Source organism: Streptomyces cellostaticus (assembly GCF_001513965.1).
Lineage (GTDB): Bacteria > Actinomycetota > Actinomycetes > Streptomycetales > Streptomycetaceae > Streptomyces > Streptomyces cellostaticus.
The window spans coordinates 127,244-148,255 of record NZ_KQ948029.1 but is presented as its reverse complement, the minus strand read 5'-3'; the positions used below and the strand labels follow the sequence as shown (position 1 = coordinate 148,255).

At 70.9% G+C, this 21,012-nt stretch carries 8 protein-coding genes; 1 reads left to right on the top strand and 7 read right to left on the bottom strand.

Annotation, left to right across the window (positions count from 1 at the left end; translation table 11 throughout):
- Position 1: 1 nt before the first annotated feature.
- The 7 genes from AQI88_RS26240 to AQI88_RS26210 form a co-directional block, all read right to left on the bottom strand.
- Entirely contained in the window at positions 2 to 7,744 is a 7,743-nt protein-coding gene (locus AQI88_RS26240) for a non-ribosomal peptide synthetase (RefSeq protein WP_067003758.1), read from the bottom strand.
- 10 nt (positions 7,745 to 7,754) lie between these two features.
- Entirely contained in the window at positions 7,755 to 15,533 is a 7,779-nt protein-coding gene (locus AQI88_RS26235; RefSeq protein ID WP_067003756.1) for a non-ribosomal peptide synthetase, read from the bottom strand.
- 40 nt (positions 15,534 to 15,573) lie between these two features.
- Entirely contained in the window at positions 15,574 to 16,761 is a 1,188-nt protein-coding gene (locus AQI88_RS26230; protein ID WP_067003754.1) for an NAD(P)/FAD-dependent oxidoreductase, read from the bottom strand.
- Between the two features lie 10 nt (positions 16,762 to 16,771).
- Positions 16,772 to 17,017, bottom strand: a complete 246-nt coding sequence (locus AQI88_RS26225) for a phosphopantetheine-binding protein (RefSeq protein ID WP_079057814.1) — start codon at positions 17,015 to 17,017, stop codon at positions 16,772 to 16,774.
- A 17-nt stretch (positions 17,018 to 17,034) separates the two neighbouring features.
- Entirely contained in the window at positions 17,035 to 18,588 is a 1,554-nt protein-coding gene (locus tag AQI88_RS26220; RefSeq protein ID WP_067003752.1) for an amino acid adenylation domain-containing protein, read from the bottom strand.
- A gap of 91 nt (positions 18,589 to 18,679) precedes the next feature.
- Positions 18,680 to 19,390 carry an LmbU family transcriptional regulator gene (locus tag AQI88_RS26215; RefSeq protein ID WP_067003863.1) on the bottom strand — a complete coding sequence of 237 codons (711 nt, stop codon included), beginning with the start codon at positions 19,388 to 19,390 and terminating at the stop codon, positions 18,680 to 18,682.
- Between the two features lie 127 nt (positions 19,391 to 19,517).
- Complete coding sequence (locus tag AQI88_RS26210; RefSeq protein WP_067003750.1) at positions 19,518 to 19,733, bottom strand: MbtH family protein; 216 nt, start codon at positions 19,731 to 19,733, stop codon at positions 19,518 to 19,520.
- 500 nt (positions 19,734 to 20,233) lie between these two features.
- Between AQI88_RS26210 and AQI88_RS26205 the strand changes: the two genes are divergently transcribed.
- The gene (locus tag AQI88_RS26205) at positions 20,234 to 20,977 is read left to right on the top strand and encodes a thioesterase II family protein (RefSeq protein ID WP_067003748.1); all 744 of its coding nucleotides are present in this window, start codon (positions 20,234 to 20,236) and stop codon (positions 20,975 to 20,977) included.
- Positions 20,978 to 21,012 lie beyond the last annotated feature (35 nt).

Below are 21,012 nucleotides of genomic sequence, written 5' to 3'. Positions count from 1 at the left end.
TTCACTCCTTTACGAACATCTGGCGCAGACTGGGGCGACGGGGAGCAGCCGATTCCTCCGACCAGGCGGCGAGCGCGGCCACTGTCGGCAGGTCGAAGATCTTGCGGATGGGTATCTCGATCCCCATCTCGGCGCGGGCGCGGCTGATCAGCCGGGTGGCGAGCAGGGAGTGCCCGCCGCGGTCGAAGAAGCCGTCGTCGATGCCGACCCGGTCCACGCCGAGCACCTCGGCGAACAGCTTGGCCAGGGTCTCCTCGCGGGTGGTGCGGGGCGCCCGGTAGGCGGCGCCGGTGTACTGCGGGTCGGGCAGCGCGGCCCGGTCCAGCTTGCCGTTCGGGGTGAGCGGCAGCCGGTCGAGGACCATGAAGGCGGACGGCACCATGAAGTCCGGCAGCCGCTCCCAGACAAAGCCGTGCAGCTCCTTCGGCTCCAGGCCGGGGCGGTCGGCGGTCGTCGGGTCGTTGCCGGTGACAGCGGGCACGACATACGCGACCAGTTGCTTGCCGGTGCTGCTGCCGCGCCCGTCGCGGGCGATGACGGCGGCCTGCGCGACCCCGGGGTGTGCGGTGAGCACGGCCTCGACCTCGCCGGGCTCGACGCGGAAGCCGCGCACCTTGACCTGCGCGTCTCCCCGGCCCGCGTACTCCAGCCGGCCCTCGCCGTTCCAGCGGGCCAGGTCACCGGTGCGGTACATGCGCGAGCCGGACGGGCCGAACGGGTCGGCGACGAAGCGCTCGGCGGTCAGCTCGGCGCGGCCGTGGTAACCGCGGCCCACCTTCCCGCCGACGTACAGCTCGCCGACCACGCCCGGCGGCACCGGAGCGAGGCCGGGGCCGAGGACGTAGGCCCGCATGTTGCCGAGCGGGGTGCCGACGGGCGCGCTGCCCGCCCAGCCCTGCGTGTCGCCGCAGACGGTGAAGGCGGTGGCGTAGAACGACTCGCTCTGCCCGTAGGCGTTGACGATCCGTACGCCCGGGAAGGCGTCCCGCGTCTTCTCGACGAGCGAGGCGGGCAGGGCCTCGCCGGCGAAGACGACCGTCTCCACGCTGGTGCGACCGGAGATCTCGTCGACGAGTTCGGCGAAGGCGGACGGCACGGTGGAGATGACGCTGCCACTCCAGCCCCCCTTGCGCTCGCCCAGGACCAGGACGTCCCGGACCACTTCGACGGTGCCGCCGGTGGCGAGGGTCGTGAAGATCTCGAACGCCGAGACGTCGAAGTTGACGGACGTGCCCGCAAGGAGCCGCTTGCCCGGCTCCATGCCCACACGGGAGGCGAGCCGCAGCACGCCGTTGACCACGCATCCGTGGGTGATGGCGACGCCCTTGGGCTTGCCCGTGGAGCCGGAGGTGTACATCACGTACGCCAACTGATCGGCATGGAGCGGCAGTTCGAGGCCGGTGTCGTCTCCGGACAGGTCGAGCGCGTCGAGGAAGACGTCCGGGGCGTCGTGCTCCGGCAGCACCGCGGCCGTCGCGGAGTCCGTCAGGACGAGGCGCGGCCGCGCCTCCCCGAGGATGGCCTCGAGGCGCTGGCTCGGGTACTTGGGGTCGACCGGCAGATACGCGCCGCCCGCCTTCAGGACCGCGAGCAGTGCGACCACCAGGTCCGCCGACCGCGCCAGCGACACCGCGACCACCGACTCCGGGCCCACCCCGTGTCCGGCCAGTGCGCGCGCCAGGCGGTTGGCCCGGGCGTTCACCTCGCGGTACGTGAGGGACTCTCCCTCGGCGACCACGGCGGCCTCGTCCGGGGTCCGCGCCGCCTGTGCCTCGAAGAGCCCGTTGACCGTGACGTCCGCAGTCGGCACGGCCGTGTCGTTGAACTCGCCGAGCAGCCGGTCGCGTTCGGCCGGATCCAGGACGTCGACCTGCGCGACCTTCAGCTCGGGGGTGGCCGCCAGCTGCCGCAGGACGCGCACCAGGCGGGCCGCGAACACCTCCACCGTGTCCCGGTCGAAGACACCCTGCGCGTACTGGAGGATGAGCTGGAGGTGCGGGTCGACCGCCGCCATCAGGGTCAGCGGGTAGTTGGTGGCCGTGGACGGGCGCAGGCCGGTGAAGGCGATCCCGTCCGCGGCGTCGGTGGCGGCGCTGAGAGCGTCCCGGTCGACCGGGTACGACTCGAAGACCACCAGCGTGTCGAAGAGGGACGGCAGGCCGACGGACTGCTGGATCTCGGTGAGCCCGTAGTAGTGGTGGTCCAGAAGACCGGCCTGCCGGCTCTGCAGCCGGGTGAGGACCTCGGCGAGGGTGTCGCCGGGCGCGTACTCGACGCGTACGGGAAGGGTGTTGATGAACATCCCGACCATCGAGTCGACGTCCGTCACCGCAGGCGGGCGCCCGGAGACGGTGGCACCGAACACCACGTCCCGGCGGCCGGTGAGCTGGCCGAGCAGCAGCGCCCAGGCACTCTGGACGAGGGTGTTGACGGTGACGCCCAGCTCGGCGGCACGCCGGCCCAGGGCGCGCGCCTCGTCGGGCGGGAGCGCGACGTCGACCTGGTCGACGCCCTTGTCGCCCGCGCCCTCGGAGCCGGGAGCGAGCAGGGTCGGCTCCTCGATGCCGTCGAGCTCGGCCGCCCACACCCGTGCGGACTCCTCCTCGTCCTGCCGGGCGCGCCAGGACAGGAACTCGCCGAAGTCGCGGGTCCCGGGCAGCCCCGTCGGGTCGCCGTCGGACGCGTAGAGCAGCAGCAGGTCCCGCATCAGCAGGGGTGTGGACCAGCCGTCGATCAGCACGTGGTGGGCGGTCAGCACGAGTTCGGCCCGGCCGGGCTCGAGGAGGACGAGTGCCAGCCGGATCAGCGGTGCGGTGCCCACGTCGAAGTGGGTGGCCCGGTCCTGGGTGAGGAACCGCTCGAACGTCTCGGTCCGCTCCGCCTCGCCGGCCGCGGTCAGGTCGAGGTGCTGCCAGGGCAGGGACACCGTCTCCGGCACCACCTGCACCACATCGCCGTCCGCGCGGTTGACGAACGCCGCGCGGAGGCTGGCATGGCGCCCCAGCAGTGCCTGCGCGGCCCGGCGCATCCGCTCCGGGTCGACCTCGCCGGACAGGTGGAACACCAGCTGCATGTGGTAGGCGTCGAACGAGGATCCGGCCAGCATCGTGTGGAACAACATCCCGGACTGCACCGGTGTCGTCGGCCACACCTTGGCCAGCTTGCCGAACCGGGCCTCCCAGGTGTCGATCTCCTCCTGGCCCACCTCGACCAGGGGCGCGTCGCTCGGGGTCAGCCCGCCGGCATCGGGTGTCACGGCGTGCCGGGCGAGGGCGGTCAGCGCCTCGATCCACAGCCCGGCCAGCTCGCTCACCTCGCCGCGGGAGAGCACACCGGTCGGGAAGCCGAAGAAGGCGGTCAGCTCGTCACCGGCGAGGGTGTGGGTGGCCACCGCGTTGATCTCCAGCGCCGACAGCACCGGCATGTCCTCGTCGGGCGCGGCGATCAGGCCCCGGTGCGTGGTGTCCGGTGCCCAGCCCAGGCCACGCAGTTCCTCGGGGATGTCCGCACGGGAGGACCTGCCCAGGTAGTTGAACCCGATCTGCGGTTCCGGCTGCCCGGCGAGCGCGGCGGAGGTCTCCGTGTTGAGGTGGCGCAGCAGGCCGTAGCCCATACCGTTGTCCGGCACCGCCCGCAGTTGCTCCTTGACGGCCTTGATCGCCCGTCCGGCGGCCGGACCGCCGGCGAACGCGTCCGCCACGTCGATGCCCGCCAGGTCCAGCCTCACCGGGAACATCGCGGTGAACCATCCGATCGTGCCCGACAGGTCCGCGCCGGGCACCACGTGCTCCTCCCGGCCGTGCCCTTCGAGCCGCACCAGCGTCGAGGCCCCGGACACTCCCCTCTTGCGACGCCAGCGCGCCAGCGCCAGCGCCAGCCCGGCCAGCAGCCCGTCGTCGGCGCCGCCGCGGAAGACCGCGGGCACCGTGTTCAGCAGGGTCTCCGTGACGTCTGCCGGCACCTGGACGCGGACCGTGTCCACGGTGGCCGCGACATCGCGCGCGGGGTCCAGTTCCCGTGCTCCCAGCACAGGGTCTTGCGCGCACAGGATCTCCTGCCACACGGGCAGTTCCGCCACCCGCCCGGGGGTGGCCGCCTCGTCCGCCAGGGCGTGCGCCCACCGGCGCAGCGAGGTACCCACCCCTGCCTGGGCCGAGGTGTGACCGTCGCGGAGCTGCTGCCAGGCGGACACCAGGTCCGGCACCAGGATCCGCCACGACACCCCGTCCACGACCAGGTGGTGCAGCACGATCAGCAACCGGTCCGCATCCGTGTCGGAGGTGAACCACACGAACTGCGCCATGACGCCCGCGTCCGGGTCCAGCCGGTCCGCGGCCGCGTCCAGCTCGGCCTGCACATCGGCGTCGGCGTAGGGGACTTCCCGCACCAGCGGGCCGGCGTCCACACGGCCGGCCGGCTCCATCCACAGGCCCGGCTTCGCCCGGTCGAGCCGGGAACGCAAGGCGTCGTGCCGGTCCAGTACGGCCTGCACGGTCGCGAGCAGCCCCGCACGGCCGATGTCCTCGGGCAGGGTCAGCATCGCGGACATGCAGAACCGGCCGATGCCCCCGCCCAGTGCGAGAACGTGCGCGGCGGTCGGCGGCAGCGGAGCCCAGCCCACGCCGCCACCCGGCAGCTCGGCCAGGCTCACGCGCTCCTCTTCTTCCCGGCCTTCGACCAGTTCCGCGAGCCGGGCGACCGTGCGGTGCTCGAAGATCTCCCGCGTGCTGACCAGCACACCGCGCGTCTTGGCCCGCGCGACGACCTGGATCGAACGAATGCTGTCCCCGCCGCTGGTGAAGAAGTCGTCGTCGATGCCCACCTGCGCGGCGCCGAGCACGTCCGCGTACACCTCGGCCAGGACCCGCTCCGCCTCGCTGCGCGGCGCCCGGTACTCGGCGCCGGCGAACTCCGGTTCGGGCAGCGCGGCCCGGTCCAGCTTGCCGTTCGCGTTCAGCGGCAGCCGGTCCAGCACCACGAACAGGGCGGGCACCATGTAGTCCGGCAGCCGCCCCGCCACGAACCGCCGCAGATCCGCCGCCGGAACACCGGCGTGACCCACCGGCGCCACATAGCCGACGAGTCGATTGCTGCCGGCGTGGTCCTCGCGCACCATGACCGCTGCCTGGCCGATCGCGGGATGCTGGGCGAGGACGGTCTCGATCTCGGTCGGATCGAGGCGAATGCCGTTGATCTTCGCCTGGGTGTCGGCCCGTCCCGCGTATTTCAGCCGGCCGTTGCCGTCCCACTGGGCCAGGTCGCCGGTGCGGTACATCCGTGTGCCGGCGGGGCCGAAGGGGCAGGGGACGAACCGCTCCGCGGTCGCCCCGCCGTTTTGGTGGTAGCCGCGGGCAAGCAGGCCGGCGACGTACAGTTCGCCGACCACACCCGGCGGGACCGGAGTCAGCTCCGGCCCCAGAACGTAGGTGCGCATGTTGGCCAGGGGCTGTCCGACCGGAATCGCGCCGGTTTCGGTCCACTGCTGCGGGAGCGTGAAGGCAGAGGCGTAGAAGCTCTCGGTCTGCCCGTAGGCGTTGACGACACGGACGTCGGGGAAGGTCTTGTGCACCTTGTGGACCAGGTCGGCCGAGAGTGCTTCACCGGCGAAGACGACGGTTCGCACGTCGAGTTCGACGTCCTGGTCCAGCAGCGCGGAGAACACCGCGGGTACGGCACTGATGGTGGTGCCCGACCAGCTGCCGCGCTCCGCGAGTTCGAGTACGTCACGGACGATGTCGACGCTCGCTCCGGTGGTGAGCGCGGTGAATATCTCGAACACGGAGACGTCGAAGTTCACCGAGGTCGCGGCGAGCATCCGGGACCCCGCCCCGACCTGCACGGTCCGGCGCAGATCCCGCACACCGTTGACCACGGCGGCATGGGTGACGGCGACACCCTTGGGCGTCCCGGTCGATCCCGAAGTGAACATCACATAGGCCAGGTTGTCCGGCCCGATACGGACGTCCGGGGCTTCGCGAGCGGGGCTCTCGAGGCACAGGTCATCGAGGTGAAGGACGGGCTGCCGGCACGTGGCCACGGTCGCCGCCGCTTCGTAGTCGGTCAGTACCAGTGCGGGATCGGCTGTGGTGAGCAGGAGGTCGACTCGCGCGGCCGGGTAGTCGGGGTCGACCGGCAGGTAGGCGCCGCCGGCCTTGAGCACCGCGAGCAGCGCGACCACCAGGTCCGCCGATCGCGGCAGTGCGACGGCGACCAGGACGTCCGGCCCGACACCGCGGTCCCGCAGTACCGCAGCCAGCCGGTTGGCGCGGGCGTCCAGCTCCCGGTACGACAACTCGGTCTGCCCGGACACCACCGCGGTCGCGTCCGGTGTCCGCGTCACCTGGGCGGCGACCAGCTCGGGTACGGTCGCTCCTCGCACCGGTGCCGTCGTCTCGTTCAGCTGTGTCAGCCAGTCCCGTTCGGCGTCGGTGAGCACGTCCACCTCACCCAGCCGCGTCCCGGAGTCGGCGACCACCTGCCGCAGCACGCGCAGGTAGCGGTCGACGAGACTCTCGGCCGTGGCGTGGTCGAACAGTTCCGTCGCGTACTCCAGCCGCCCGTACGCACCCCCGGACGGGGCCGGGACGATGTTGAAGAACAGGTCGAACTTCGCGGTACCGGTGCCCGCCGGGACGGGGGTGACCCGCAGACCCGGTATCTCGACCTGCGACCACTCGAACTGCCAGGCCAGCATCACCTGGAACAGCGGCTGGTACGCAGTGGTGCGGTCCGCACTCAGCAGCTCCACCAGGCGCTCGAACGGAACGTCCTGGTTGTCGTACGCGGCAAGGGCCCGCTCCCGCACCTGCTCCAGCAGATCACCGAACGAAGGGTTCTCCGACAGGTCGACGCGCAGCACCCAGGTGTTGGCGAAGAACCCGATCAGATCGTCGAGTTGCTCATCGGCGCGCCCCTCGATCGGGCTGCCGATCGTCAGGTCGTTGCCGGCGCCGAGGTGGTGCAGGAGCACCGCGAGCACGGCCTGGGCGACCATCGGCGCCGTGGCGCCGCGCTCCGCGGCCAGCTTCCCGATTCCGGTGAGCAGGTCCGCGTCCAGCTCGAAGTCGACATGGCCGCCGTGGTGGCCGGCCGCCGTCGGCCGCGGCCTGTCCAGCGGCAGCTGCACCGGCTGCGGTACCCCGGCCAGTTCCTTGCGCCAATAGCCCAGCTGCGCCGCGGCGATGCTCTCCGGATCCTCTTCGTCGCCCAGCAGCTGCCGCTGCCACAGCGTGTAGTCCTTGTACTGCACCGCGAGCGGAGCCCACTTCGGCGCACTCCCCTGGTGGCGTGCCGAGTACGCCGACAGCAGGTCCCGCATGAACGGCGCCATCGACGCCCCGTCCGCGGCGATGTGGTGGAAGACGAACACCAGCACGTGCTCCTGCGGGCCGACGCGGAGGACGGTGGTCCGCAGGGGGAGTTCCGTGTCCAGGTCGAAGCCCTCGCACGCGGCCTCGTGCAGCGCGGCGTCCACCGCGTCCGCGGCCACGTCGACCACCCGGAACCGGAGGGCCGCCTCCTGCGGGGGCAGGATCCGCTGCTCCGGCGTGCCGTCCGCGTTCTCGGCGACCAGGGTGCGCAGGCTCTCGTGCCGGGTGACGACGTCCGTCACCGCCGCGGCCAGGGCCGCCGTGTCCAGCGGCCCGTCCAGGCGCAGCACGAACGGGATGTTGTAGGTCGCGGACGGGCCTTCCAGACGGTGGAGGAACCACAGCCGACGCTGAGCGAAGGACAACGGGATCATCGACGCACTCCTACACGTTCATCGGGCGCAGCTGGGGGCGCAGCCGGGGGCGGTTCGACGTGGCCAGCTCCTCGATCCGGGCCGCCAGCTGGGCGACCGTCGGACTGCGGAACACCGTGGTGACCTTCACGTCGACGTTGAGCTCGTTGCGTATGCGGCCGATCAGCCGGGTGGCCAGCAGCGAATGCCCACCGAAGTCGAAGAAGTCGACGTCGATGCCGACCTCCTCCACCCCGAGCAACTCGGCGAACAGCCGGCAGAGAACTTCCTCGTTGTGGTTGCGCGGCCCTCGTCCGGTCGCGGCTTCGGTGTGGTCCGGTGCGGGGAGCGCACCCCGGTCGAGTTTCCCGCTCGGTGTCGTGGGGAACTGGGCGAGCGGCACGATCGCCGAGGGGACCATGTACTCCGGCAGGTGCTCGCGGACCAGGTCCGTCAGGGCCGTGAGGTCCAGCTCGCTCGTCTCCGCCTTGCCGCCCGCCGGGACCACGTACGCGACCAGACGCTGGTCATCGGCGCGGTCCTCCCGCACCACGACCACCGCGCTCTCGACCTCCGGGTGCACGGTCAGCGCCTGCTCGATCTCGCCCAGCTCGATGCGGAACCCGCGGACCTTGACCTGGAAGTCGGACCGCCCGATGTACTCGACCTGTCCGTCCTGGTTCCACCGCACGACATCGCCGGTGCGGTACATCCGGGTTCCCGGCTCGCCGAAGGGGCAGGCGACGAACCGGTTCGCGGTCAGCCCCGTCTGTCCCAGGTAGCCCCTGGCGAGCCCGGTACCGGCGAGGTACAGCTCACCGACGACCCCGGGCGCGACCGGGCGCAGCGCCGCATCCAGCACGTACACCTGGGTGTTCCACACCGGTGCGCCGATCGGCACCCGGTCGGCACCCGGCACGTGCTGCCACGCCGTGACCTCCACCGATGCCTCGGTGGGCCCGTAGAGGTTGTGCACCCCGCAGTCCGGCAGCAGGTCGACGACCTTGTTGGCCAGGGCGGGCGGGAACGCCTCACCTGCGACCTCGATCCAGCGCAGGCTGCTGCACTCCTTGGCCGAGGGCTCGGTGACGAACGCCTCCAGCAGGGAGGGCACGAAGTCCGCGCCGGTCACCCGCTCCCGCTGGATCAGGTCGGCGAGGTAGGCCGGATCCCGGCGCCCGTCCGGGCGCGCGATGACAACAGCAGCACCGGCCTGGAGCGGCGCGAACAGCTCCGGCACCGACACATCGAAGCTCGCCGTCGTGCTCAGCAGCACCCGGTCCTCGAAACCGACGTCGAAGTGCGCCAGACCCCACTTCAGCCGGTTCATGATCGACCGGTGCTCCACCTGCACACCCTTGGGACCACCGGTGGAGCCCGAGGTGTAGATGACGTACGCGGCGTTGTCCGGCGACAGTGCGCGCTCGGGGTTCGCCTCCGCGTACCCGGACACATCCGGAAGTGTTTCGTCCAGCACGAGCAGCGGCTGCGCACTGTCCAGCACGTGCCGCACCCGGTCCTCGGGCAGCTCGGGGTCCACCGGCAGATAGGCTGCACCGGCCTTCACCACCGCGTAGATCGCGACCATCAGATCCACGGAGCGAGGGATCTTCACCGCGACCAACTGCTCGGGGCCCGCGCCCTGTTCGGCCAGCCAGTGCGCCAGCTGATTGGCACGCCGGTTGAACTCCCCGTAGGTCAGCGTCTCCTGCTCACCGATCAGCGCCACACGGTCGGGGTCACGCTCCACCTGGGCCTCGAACGCGCCCGGCAGGGTGTCCGCGGCCACCGGGTGCGCCGTGTCGTTGACCCCCCGCACCAGCCAGTCCCGCTCCTGCTCCGACAGCACATCCATGGCGCCGACGGGCGTCGTCGGGTCCTCGAGCACCTGGTCCAGCACCCGGACGAGCCGGGCGGCGATCACCTCGGCCGCGTCGCGGTCGTAGAGGTTGTTCTGGTAGTCGAGGGAGAGCCGCAGGTAGGGGTCGGAGGAGTTGAGGGTGAGCGGGTAGTGCGAGCCGGCGAACGGACGGATGGCGTCGATCGTGAAGCCCGCCGAGGTGTTCGCCTCGACGATGCCCTCACGGTCGATCGGGTAGTTCTCGAAGACGACGATCGTGTCGAACAGGGCGGGCAGCCCCACGCCGCGCTGGATGTCGGCCAGCCCGTAGTAGTGGTGGTCGAGCAGTGCGATCTGCCGGTCCTGCAGCTCGGTGATGACGCCGCCCACGCTGTGGTCCGGCCGGCAGAACACCCTGATCGGCAGGGTGTTGACGAACAGGCCGACCATCTCGTCGGAGCCGGGCAGGTCCGCCGGGCGGCCGTTGACGGCGGCGCCGAACACCACGTCCTGCTGCCCGGTCAGCTTCGCCAGCAGGATCGCCCACGCGCCCTGCAGGAGCGTGTTCAGCGTGACCCCGAGTTCCGCGGCGCGCCGGGCGAGTTCCCGCCCCTTGTCGATCGACAGCGGTACCTCGACCCGCCCGAGGGCGGACGCCTCCCCCTTGAGGGGGGTGTCCGCGGCCACGAGGGTCGGCTGGTCGAATCCGGCGAGCTCGGCCTTCCACCGGGCAGCCGACGCCTCCCGGTCCTGCGTGGACAGCCAGGCCAGGTAGTCACCGTAGCTTCGGACCGGAGCGAGCTCGCGGGTCCCGGCGTACAGCCGGATCAGATCCGTGATCACCAACGGTGACGACCAGCCGTCGAACAGGGTGTGATGCGCCGTGATGATGAGTTTCGCCTGCTGCGGCCCGCAGGTGAGCAGGGCCAGGCGGATCAGCGGCGGCCGGGTGGGGTCGAGCTGGTCGGCCCGGTCGTCGGCGAGGGCCTGGTCGAGCGCCGCGTCCTGCTCGGCCTCGCCGCAACCGGTCATGTCGATGTGCCGCCAGGGCAGGGCAACGTGCTCCGCCACGACCTGCACCGGATCGCCGCCGGCTGCGGCGAGGAACGCGGAGCGCAGGTTCGGATACCGGTCGAGGAGCGCCTGCCCGGCCGACCGCATGCGCGCCGGGTCCACGTGCCCGGACAGGTGCAGCACGAACTGCATGTGGTAGACGTCGAAGGTGCCGTCGGCGAGCGCGGCCTGGAACTGGATGCCGGACTGCCCCGGGGCCTGGGGCCACACCTCGGCCAGCCGGCCGTAGCGCTCCTGCCAGGTCTCGATCTCGTCCTGCCGCACCGAGACCAGCGGGGCGTCCGAGGGCGTGAGCCCGCCGATCCGAGGGCGTGCGGCGTGCGCGGCCATGCCGTGCAGCACCTCGACCCACAGCTCGGCCAGTTCGGCGGTCCGCTCGCGGGACAGCACCCCGGTGGGGAACATGAAGGCGGCCTGCAACCGGGTGCCGTCGGCGGTGTCCGTGGCGACCGAGTTGACCTCCAGCGCGGACAGCGCGGGCAGGTCCGGGTCGGGCGCCGGGATCAGCTCGGCGGTCCAGGACGCCGGTCCCCACCCGTCCGCGCGCAGGTGCTCGGGTACGTCGGCGTCGGAGATCCGGCCGAGGTAGTTGAACCCGATCTGCGGCACCGGGAGGTCGGCGAGCTGTCCGGCGGTCTCCGGGTTCAGCCAGCGCAGCAGTCCGTACCCGACGCCCTTGTCCGGGACCCCGCGCAGCTGCTCCTTGACCAGCTTGATCGCCTGGCCGGCCGCGGGGCCGCCCGCGAACACGTCGGCCAGGTCCACGCCCTGCACGTCGACCCGGGCCGGGTACATGCCGGTGAACCATCCGACGGTCCGGGAGAGGTCGGCCCCGGGGACGACGTCCTCCTCGCGGCCGTGTCCCTCCAGCCGGACCAGGGTCGAGCGGTCCGCACCGCGCCACCGGTTCACCGCGAGGGCGAGGGCGGCGAGCAGCACATCGGTCCCGGTGCCCTTGAAGGCCGCGGGAAGCCTGGTCAGCACCGCCTCGGTGACCTCGGCGGGCAGTTCCACCCGCACGGTGTCGACCGTGGACCACACGTCCACCGCCGGGTCGAACGCCCGCGTGCCCAGCGGGGGGTTCGGTGCCTCGAGCAGGTCCCGCCAGTACGTCAGTTCCGCTTCCCGCTCCGGGGAGAGCGCCTCGTCCGCCAGCGCCGACGCCCAGCGGCGCGCCGACGTGCCGACCGCGGGCAGCTCGGGCGCCTTGCCGGAGCGGACCTGCTGCCACGCCTCGGCGAAGTCCGCCATGAGGATGCGCCAGGAGACACCGTCCACTACCAGGTGGTGCAGCACCACGAGCAGCCTGCCCGCACCCGAGTCCGCGGCGAACCAGACGAAGTCCGCCATGGTCCCGGCTTCCGGGTCGAGCCGCCCGACCGCGTCGTCCAGCTCCGCCTTCGCCGCCCGGAGCGAGGACGGCTCGTCCCACCGGCCGTCGCAGTCGACCCGGCGGATCAGGTCCGCCGCCCGCACGGTGCCCTGCTCACGCACGAGGAGGGAGAGTTCGTCGCCGCGCACCAGCTGCGCGCGCAGGAGGTCGTGCCGGTCGAGCACGGCGTCCAAGGTGGCGGCGAGGCCGCTCGCGTCGATGCCCGCGGGCAGCTCCAGCACCATCGACATGGCGAACCGGTCGGTCCCGCCGCCGTGTTCGAACACATGCCGTGCCACCGGCTGCAGCGGCATCGGTCCGACGCCGCCGCCCGCCGGCTCCGTGAGCGTGGGCACCTGGTCCCGGCGGGCGGAGGCCACCTCGGCCAGCCGGGCCGCCGTACGGCACTCGAAGATCTCCCGCGTGCCGAGCACCAGGCCCCGGGCCCGGGCCCGCGCCACCACCTGGATCGACCGCAGGCTGTCCCCGCCCACCGCGAAGAAGTCGTCGTCGACACCGACCCGGTCCACACCGAGCACGTCCGCGTACGCCGCGGTGATGATCGCCTCGGCCTCGGTGCGCGGCTCCCGGTAGGCCTCGCCCAGGAACTCGGGTTCGGGCAGCGCCGAGCGGTCCAGCTTGCCGGTCGGCCCGAGCGGCAGCCGGCCGAGGGCCACGAAGGCCGACGGCACCATGTAGTCGGGCAGCCGTGCCGCGACGAACTTGCGCAGCTCGGCTGCCGAAGCTCCGGACTGCACATCCACATCGCCGATACCACCGGCGCCGTCGTCACCGACGGCTCCCTCGCCGGTGTGCACCACGTACGCGACGAGCCGCCGCCCGCCCGAGGGCACCTCCCGGCTGATCACCACGGCCTCGCTGATCCCGGGGTGCGCGGTGAGCGCGGCTTCGACCTCGGCCGTCTCGATGCGGAAGCCGCGCACCTTGACCTGGCCGTCGCCGCGGCCGACGCACTCCAGCTGCCCCTGCGCGTTCCAGCGGGCCAGGTCGCCCGTGCGGTACATCCGCTCGCCCGCGGGGCCGAACGGGTTCGCCACGTAGCGCTCGGCGGTCAGGCCCGGGCGGCCGTGGTAGCCGCGGCCCAGGCAGGTCCCGACCACATACAGCTCACCGATCACGCCCTGCGGCACCGGGGCGAGTCCCGGTCCCAGCACGTAGGCACGCATGTTCCCCAGCGGGGTACCGATGGGCGCGACGTCGCTCTGCGCCCACTCCTCGGACGCCGCGAGGGAGAACGTGGTGGCGTAGAAGCTCTCGCTCTGCCCGTAGGAGTTCACGACCTGCACGCCGGGCAGGGCCTCGCGCACCTGTCGCACCAGTCGGGCCGGGAGCACGTCGCCCGCGAACACGACCGTGCGCACGTCGGTCGTCTTCTCCAGGTGCCCCACCAGTTCCCCGAGCACCGAGGGAACCGCGCTGATCACGTGGCCGTCCCAGCTGTCCCGTTCGCCGAGCGCCAGCGCGTTCGGCACCACCTCGGCCGTGCCGCCGGTGGACAGGGTGGTCAGCAGCTCGAAGACCGAGACGTCGAAGTTGACCGAGGTGCCGGCCAGCATCCGCCACCCGGGCGGCGCGTCGAGGACGCGCACCAGTTCCCGCACCCCGTTGACGACGTTGCGGTGGGTGATCGCCGCACCCTTCGGCTTGCCCGTGGTGCCGGACGTGTACATCACGTACGCCAGGTTGTCCGGACCGGGCGGCACGATCCGGCCGGCGCCGTCCGGCGCCCCCTCGGGCGAGTCCCATTGCGCGCGGTGGTCGAGGTTGATGCTCGCCATGTCGTTCTGCGGCAGGTCCTTTGACGTTGCGGTGTCGGTGACCACGAAACGCGGGCGTGCCTCGGACAGCACACTCTGCGCCCGTCCGCCGAGGTACTGCGGGTCCAACGGCACGTACCCGGCACCGGACTTGAGGATCCCGAGCAGGCCGACGACCAGGTCCTCGGTGCGGGGCAGCGCCAGCACCACCAGGTCTTCCGGCCCGGCACCGCGCCGGACCAGCTCCCGGGCGACGCTGTTCGCCCGGTCGTCGAGTTCCTGGTAGGTCAGCGTCCGGTCCTCGCACACGATCGCCGGGGCGCCCGGCGTCCTGGCCACCTGGCTTTCGAACAGCTCCGGGATCGTCAGCTCGGGCACCGCTGTGGCGGTGTCGTTGAACCGGGTGAGCAGACGGTCCCGCTCGGCCGCGTCGAGCACGTCGATGCCGCCGATGCTGCGCCCCGAGTCGGCCACGAGCCGGCCCAGTACGCGTACGAACCGGTCCGCGAGGTCCTCGACCGTGTCCCTGTCGAACAAGTCGGTGGCGTACTCCAGCCGGACTCCCGCCCCGCCTGAGCCGTTCGGGATCATGTTGAAGAACAGGTCGAACTTGGCCGTCCTGGTCTCGAGGGTCTCGGCCTCGACATCGAGGCCGGCGAACTCCAGCTCCCCCAGGGGCTCCTGCCAGGCGAGCATCACCTGGAAGAACGGGTGGTAGGCGGTGGACCGGTCCGGGTTCAGCAGCTCCACCAGCCGCTCGAACGGCATGTCCTGGTTGTCGTACGCGGCGAGGGACCGGTCCCGCACCCGCTGGAGCAGCCGGCGGAAGGTCGGGTTCCCGGAGAGGTCGACGCGCAGCACCCAGGTGTTGACGAAGAACCCGACGAGGTCCCGCAGTTCCTCGTCGGTGCGACCCGCGATCGGCGCGCCGATGGGCACGTCGTCACCGCACCCGAGGTGGTGCAGGAGCACCGCCAGCGCCGCATGCATGACCATCGACACGGTGATGTCCTGCTCCGCGGCCAGCTTCTCCACGGCCGCGAGCAGGTCGGGGCCGATCGGGAACTGGACCAGATCGCCGCGGGAGCTCGTCGTCCTCGGGCGCGGGTGATCCGTCGGCAGCGCCAGCGGCTGCGCCAGATCGGCCAAGGCCTCGCGCCAGTACGCCAGTTGCCGGGCGGCCAGGCTGTCCGGATCGGACTCGTCACCGAGCACGTCCTGCTGCCACAGCGTGTAGTCCGCGTACTGCACCGGGAGCGGCTCCCACACCGGGGCCCTGTCCTGCTTGCGGGCCGAGTACGCCGTGGTGAGATCGCGCAGCAGCGGGCCGAGGGATTCCCCGTCCAGGGCGATGTGGTGCACCACCAGGACCAGGGTGTGTTCGCGCGCTCCGGTCCGCACCAACCTGGCGCGGATGGGCACGTCGGCGGCCAGGTCGAAGGTCTGCCTGGCTTCCTTGTCGACGGCCGCCGCCCGTTCCTCCTGCGTGACCTCGACCACCGGCAGGTCGAACGGCTTCTCCCCGGACGGCAGCACCTGCTGGTGCGGGACGCCGTCGTCGCCCTCCACGATCACCGTGCGCAGGACCTCGTGCCGGTCGATGACATCGCGGAGCGCCGACCGAAGCGCACCCACGTTCAGCTCACCGGTCAGCCGCAGGGCGAAAGCGCCGTTGTAGGTCGGCGAAGGGCCTTCGAACCGGTCCACGAACCACAGCCGACGCTGCGCGAACGACAACGGGATCATTGTGTCTCCAAATCGGCGGAACCAGGGAGCAAGTCGTCACTCAGCTCTGATCGAGCAGGGTCAAGAGTTCGTCGTTGTAGAAGTCGTCGATGGAGCACGCCCCTGACAGCGTCGAGAAGTACCGGTCGATCAGGTCCTGGTGGCCGACCAGTTTCCGCAGCATCTCGGCCCGCCCCTCGGGCTTGAGCTCGGCCACGTTGAGGGCGCCCTGGTAGTGGTTGAGGGCCTCGTTGCCCAGGTCGTTCTCGTAGCGCCTCAGTGCCGCCTTGAGCGCGGCGTCGTCGTGCAACCGCTCCCCGATGTGTCCGGTGAGCGACTGGGCCTGGACGAAGGCTTCGGTGATACCGCGGGCGGTGATGGAGTCCTTGTGGTTGACCGCGTCACCGACCAGCGCCCACCCGGGCCCGTAGGCCTTGCGGAAGTAGTTCTCCTGGTGCCCCGTGCCGTACAGCTGCTCCACGCGCTCGCCCGACTGCATCCGCTCGTACAGCTCGGGCGCCGTCGTGCGGAAGGCATCGAGGTAGGCGGGTTCCACCGCCTTGCGGACCTCGGAGAAGTCCTCCTGCGGGAAGTAGGCCATGAGCAGCGTGAGGTCGTCGTTGGTGGGCAGGACACCGATCCAGCGCCCCGGCCGCTCGTACAGCTCGAAGTGTGCGGGGACCCCGGCCCAGTAGCTGTAGTAGGTGCAGGTCATCCGCGGGTGCTCGATGACGTTCTGCGCGCCGGCCTTGCGGGCCACCAGCGACCGCATGCCGTCCGCGCCGACGACCAGGCGCGCCCGGTCCGTCGCCTCGGCGCCGCCGGGCGTCGTGTACCGCACGCCGACGACCCGGTCACCCTCGAACACCAGATCGTTGACCGCGCAGCCCTCCCTGAACTCCACGCCGGCCGCCACGGCACCGTCTGCGAGGATCGGGTCGAGCACGTAGCGCCGCGGCGCGTACGTGGTCCGCAGGCCGTCGATCGGCAGGGAGAAGCCGTCGATGCGGACGCCGGGCGCCTCGTAGCTCTGGTGGTCGATCGGCCGGCAGCCCGCTTCACGGAGCTTGTCGAGCAGCCCCCACCGGTTGAGCAGCGCCACGCCCTGCTGGTGGATGTAGTGCGAGGACAACGTGTCCTGCGGGAACCGCGCTTTCTCCAGGAGCAGGACGCGATAACCCTGCTGCGCGAAGAGCATGGCCGTCGGCGAACCCGCACAACGGGCACCTATGACAATCACGTCGTACATGGCGCCTCTCCTACCAGGTAGTTTTCTGACCCGACGCGGCCAGGGATTCGATGTACGCAGAAATGGATGTCACCGTCGGGTTGAGGAACATCTGGTCCATCGTGACCTCGACGCCCAACTCCTCGATGAAGGCACCCTGAATCCTGACCATGATCAAAGACTGGCCGCCCAGGGTGAAGAAATCGTCATCGACGGATATGTCATCGCGCTGGAATTCCCGGCACCAAATGGCGCGCACGCGGTCGGCGATCATCATGTTCCTCCCGGTTGTCATCAAGCTCTGCCGGCCAGCGCCGCGCGGTCGACTTTCCCGTGCGGGCTCAGCGGAATCCGCGGGATATTCATGAACCTGGCCGGAACCATGTTCCGCGGCAGCGTCTTGAGGAGGCGGGTGCGCACGTCGTCCGCGGTGAGATCGTCCCCGGCCGGGACGATGAACGCGCTCAGCTCCGCCTCGCCGGAGACGGTGTAGGTGACCACCACGGCGGCCTCCCGGACTCCGGCCAGCCGGCCGAGCGCGCGCTCGATGTCGGTGGGATCGATGCGCATGCCCCGCACCTTCACCTGCGCGTCCATCCGGCCGGCGACGACGAGCTCGCCTGCCTCGGTCACGTAGCCGCGGTCGCCCGTGCGGTACAGCCTGCGCGGCGCACCGTCGACCACGATCGTCGTGAACTTCTCGTTCTCGGGGCCCGTGCCGTTGAGGTAGCCCGCGCCGACGCTCGCCCCGGAGATGCAGATCTCGCCGTACTCCCCCGCGCCGACACCGCGCAACTGCTCGTCGAGGAGGTGGATGTCGGTGTTGTAGGCCGGCCTGCCGACCGGTGCGATGTCCTGTTCGCCGGGCTGGTGCCCGGCGAGGTCGTACGACGTCGCGACATCCGTGCACTCGGCGACGCCGTACTGGTGCAGGAGGGTGCAGTTGTTGCCCTCGCGCCGCGCCCAGTCCGCGATCCGTTCGACCTTCAGCGGCTCCCCGCCGAACAGCACGTAGTCGAGCCGGGTGAGCGCGTCACCGCCACGTGCCCTCTCCCAGTCCACCAACAGGTACAGCGTGCTCGAGGCGCAGTGCACCGTGCGTATCTCATGGTCGGTCAGCAGGCGGTAGGCCAGCATGGCGTCGAAGTTCCGGCTCGCCATCAGGTACTGGGTGGCGCCGCAGAACAGCGGTGTCATCAGGGCGCGCTGGGAGAGGTCGAACCCGAACGCGCTGACGACCAGGTTGTTCGACCCGCGGTGCAGGCCGTACTCGAGCTTCAGCCAGTTCATCAGATTGAACCAGCCCTCGTGCCGCACCGCGGTCAGCTTCGGCGTACCGGTCGACCCGGACGTGAAGACCGCGTAGCACACGTCGTCCCCGGTGACCGGGACGTCGGGATCGGTCACCGGGAGACTCGCCAGGTGACCGGACAGCTGCTCGGCATCGATGACCTCGACGGCCGCCGACTCGACCATGCCGGCCGTCGCCGGGGAGGCCACGATCAGGGCGAGATCGGGGACCTGGCCCAGCAGCAGCTGGAGTCTCGCCGCCGGGTAGGCCGGGTCGAACGGTACGTAGGCCGCGCCTGCCTTCAGCGTGCCGAGGATGGCGACGAGCAGGTCGACCGAGTAGTCGAGGCAGACGCCGACCTTCGCACCCCGGCCGTGTCCGCGCGCGGCGAGGAAGTGCGCGAACCGGTTCGCCTTCGCGTTCAGTTCCGCGTACGTCACCCGCTCACCTGCGCAGAAGACGGCAACGGCGTCGGGGGTGGCCTCCGCGTGCGCCTCGAACTGCTGGTGGACGACGGGCGCCGGGGGCAGGGCAACCCGCTTTCCCTGAAGGATCATCAACTGACTCCGATGTGAGAGGTGTCCGGTCGGACGAGCCACCGGCGCACCACGGGGAACGGGCTTGCCGGCACCTTCGGGCGGAGCGCCTCTAAGCGGTGCGGCGATCGGCGGTGTCGAGCATCTGGGTCACCCACTTGTCGACGGGCAGACCGTGCGCGGCAGCCAGTTTCGAGTAGTACTCCAGTTGGCCGGCGGACAGCTCGATGGTGAGCGTGGTGACCTTCTGCCGGCGCTTTTCAGCGGCCGCCGACGTGGCCAGCTGGGGCACCTCTTGCTTTTCGTCGCCGCTGCCCGGGGGGATGCCGGTCGTGTCGTTCTGCACGGCCAGGCTGGCGCGAACCGCCTTGCGGAGTTCGTTGCGCGACCACTTCTGCTGTTCGGCCTTGCGCAGCCAGTAGTCCTGCTCCGGTGGCGACAGGCGGGTGACCTCGGCGTGGTGGGCGAAGCTGAGGCTGTCCCGCCTGCGGTGGTGCTCGAACCGCCTGGCCACCCACGCGTAGTTGCGCAAGGTCTGGTAGTCGAGCCCGGTCCGCTCGATCGCCTCCTTGTACCGCCGCCACCCGTAGGTGGCCTCCCCGTAGATCAGCCAGTCGGCGAGCCACCACGCCGAGGAGTTCACGAGCTCGCGCAGGTTGGTCCCGATGCGCTCCCAGGACCGCTCCGACAGGTTCTGCGGGAAGATCATCCCCGACTTCTGCACCTTGGCCTGTGTCCCGACGAAGGACAGGACCACATCGCGCTGCGTCGGCTCACCGCTGTTGTCCAGCCTTCTCGCCTGGTAACCACTCGCAGTTCTCACAGCCCCCGTCACAGCCTTCATCTCCCCACTCAGAGTGTTTTCCTGGGCATAGACCGATCACCACCGTCGGTCACGAGCAGTGCCGACGGCTGCCGCCGCATCAACGTGCCGAGAACCCGGGCGGCGTTCAGTCCGCCGCCATGGCCTCCCGCAGGCTCCTGGGGCGCAGGTCGGTCCAGTTCCGCTCGACGTACTCCAGGCACTCGGCCCTGGCCGCCTCGCCGAAGACCACCCGCCAGCCTGCGGGCACCTCGGCGAACACCGGCCACAGGGAGTGCTGGTCCTCGTCGTTGACCACCACGTAGAAGCGGCCGTCCTCGTCATCGAAGGGGTTCGCGCTCAACTGGCACCGTCCTTAACCGTCATGGGATGACTCGGGATTGGAAATCGCCAGGCCGGGTGCGAGACAGCACCGGGCACGGGTTCGCCGATCGGGGTCGTCCGGTCGACAGGACACTCGGCTGTCCGGTCGACAGGACACTCGGGGCCCATCGACAGGACACCCGGCATCGGTAGCGACCCCGGCGTTGCCACGACCGTAAGGACTCGACCGTCAGCGCTACAAGGGCGGCAGGCTCGCCGGCGTCCCGGTCGTCCTCCCGGGTCTGCGCCCCGCCGGGTTCCTCTGTACCCCGCCGGGTTCCTGTGCCACGATGCCGACCTGTGCCCGTGGACGGGCCTGTCAGGGGCCTGCTCGGTTCGGGTTCAGTCAATCCCTCACGCGCGGGATTCCAGGGCAGATCCCCGACGTGTGCCCCGCTCTCTTCCCGATGGCTGCCGCCCCATGTCCGCGCCGCGAGCCACCTGAGGATCGCCCCAGAGCTGCCACACCAAGGGAGACCGATGGACAGCACCCGACCTGCCCTGCGCCTGTTCGTCCTGCACCACGCGGGGGGCTCACATCTGCTGTACCGCAACTGGCCGGCCGAGCTGCCGGACACGTGGGACGTGCGGCTGCTCGACGCCCCGGGCCACGGCCTCCTCCTCGACCAGCCGCGGATCACCGACGCCGGCCGTCTCGCCGACTTCCTGCTGCGCAGCATCGAGCCCGAACTGACGTGTCCCTACGCCCTTTTCGGGCACAGCATGGGTGCCCTCGTGGCGTACGAGATCACCCGGCGGGTCGTCGACCAGGGCCTGCCGCTGCCGGTGTGGGTCGGTGTCTCCGCACGATCCGCCCCTCAGCTGACGGGGCACAGGAGCGGGTACCACGAGATGCCCGACGCCGAGCTGCGGACTCGTCTCAAGCGGCTCGGCGGCACGCCCGACGAAGTCTTCGCCGACCCCGACCTGTGGGCGCTGTTCAACCCCATCATCCGGGCCGACCTGCGCCTGGTGGAGAACTGGCGCCCCGCTCCCGACACCGGTCCGCTGCCGGTGACGCTGTCCGCCTACGCGGGCGGCGAGGACCACTCCGCTTCACCGCCGCGGATGACCGGCTGGGAAGAGCACACCGAGCACTTCCTGGGCCTGCGGGTCTTCGACGGCGGTCACTTCTACTTCCAGGACGATCCCGGGCCACTGCTGCGGCAGATCGAACGGGACGCGACCACGGCGCTCGACGCGGCGGGTGTGACGCACTCCTGACAGCGGGCACCGCACACCCCACACACGGCATCAGC

Bases quoted from the DNA above. Each gene is read 5' to 3' on its own strand.
- AQI88_RS26240 (WP_067003758.1), bottom strand. From the start codon at position 7,744: ATGATCCCGTTGTCCTTCGCTCAGCGTCGGCTGTGGTTCCTCCACCGT.
- AQI88_RS26225 (WP_079057814.1), bottom strand. From the start codon at position 17,017: ATGATGATCGCCGACCGCGTGCGCGCCATTTGGTGCCGGGAATTCCAG.
- AQI88_RS26230 (WP_067003754.1), bottom strand. From the start codon at position 16,761: ATGTACGACGTGATTGTCATAGGTGCCCGTTGTGCGGGTTCGCCGACG.
- AQI88_RS26220 (WP_067003752.1), bottom strand. From the start codon at position 18,588: ATGATCCTTCAGGGAAAGCGGGTTGCCCTGCCCCCGGCGCCCGTCGTC.
- AQI88_RS26205 (WP_067003748.1), top strand. From the start codon at position 20,234: ATGGACAGCACCCGACCTGCCCTGCGCCTGTTCGTCCTGCACCACGCG.
- AQI88_RS26235 (WP_067003756.1), bottom strand. From the start codon at position 15,533: ATGATCCCGTTGTCGTTCGCGCAGCGTCGGCTGTGGTTCGTGGACCGG.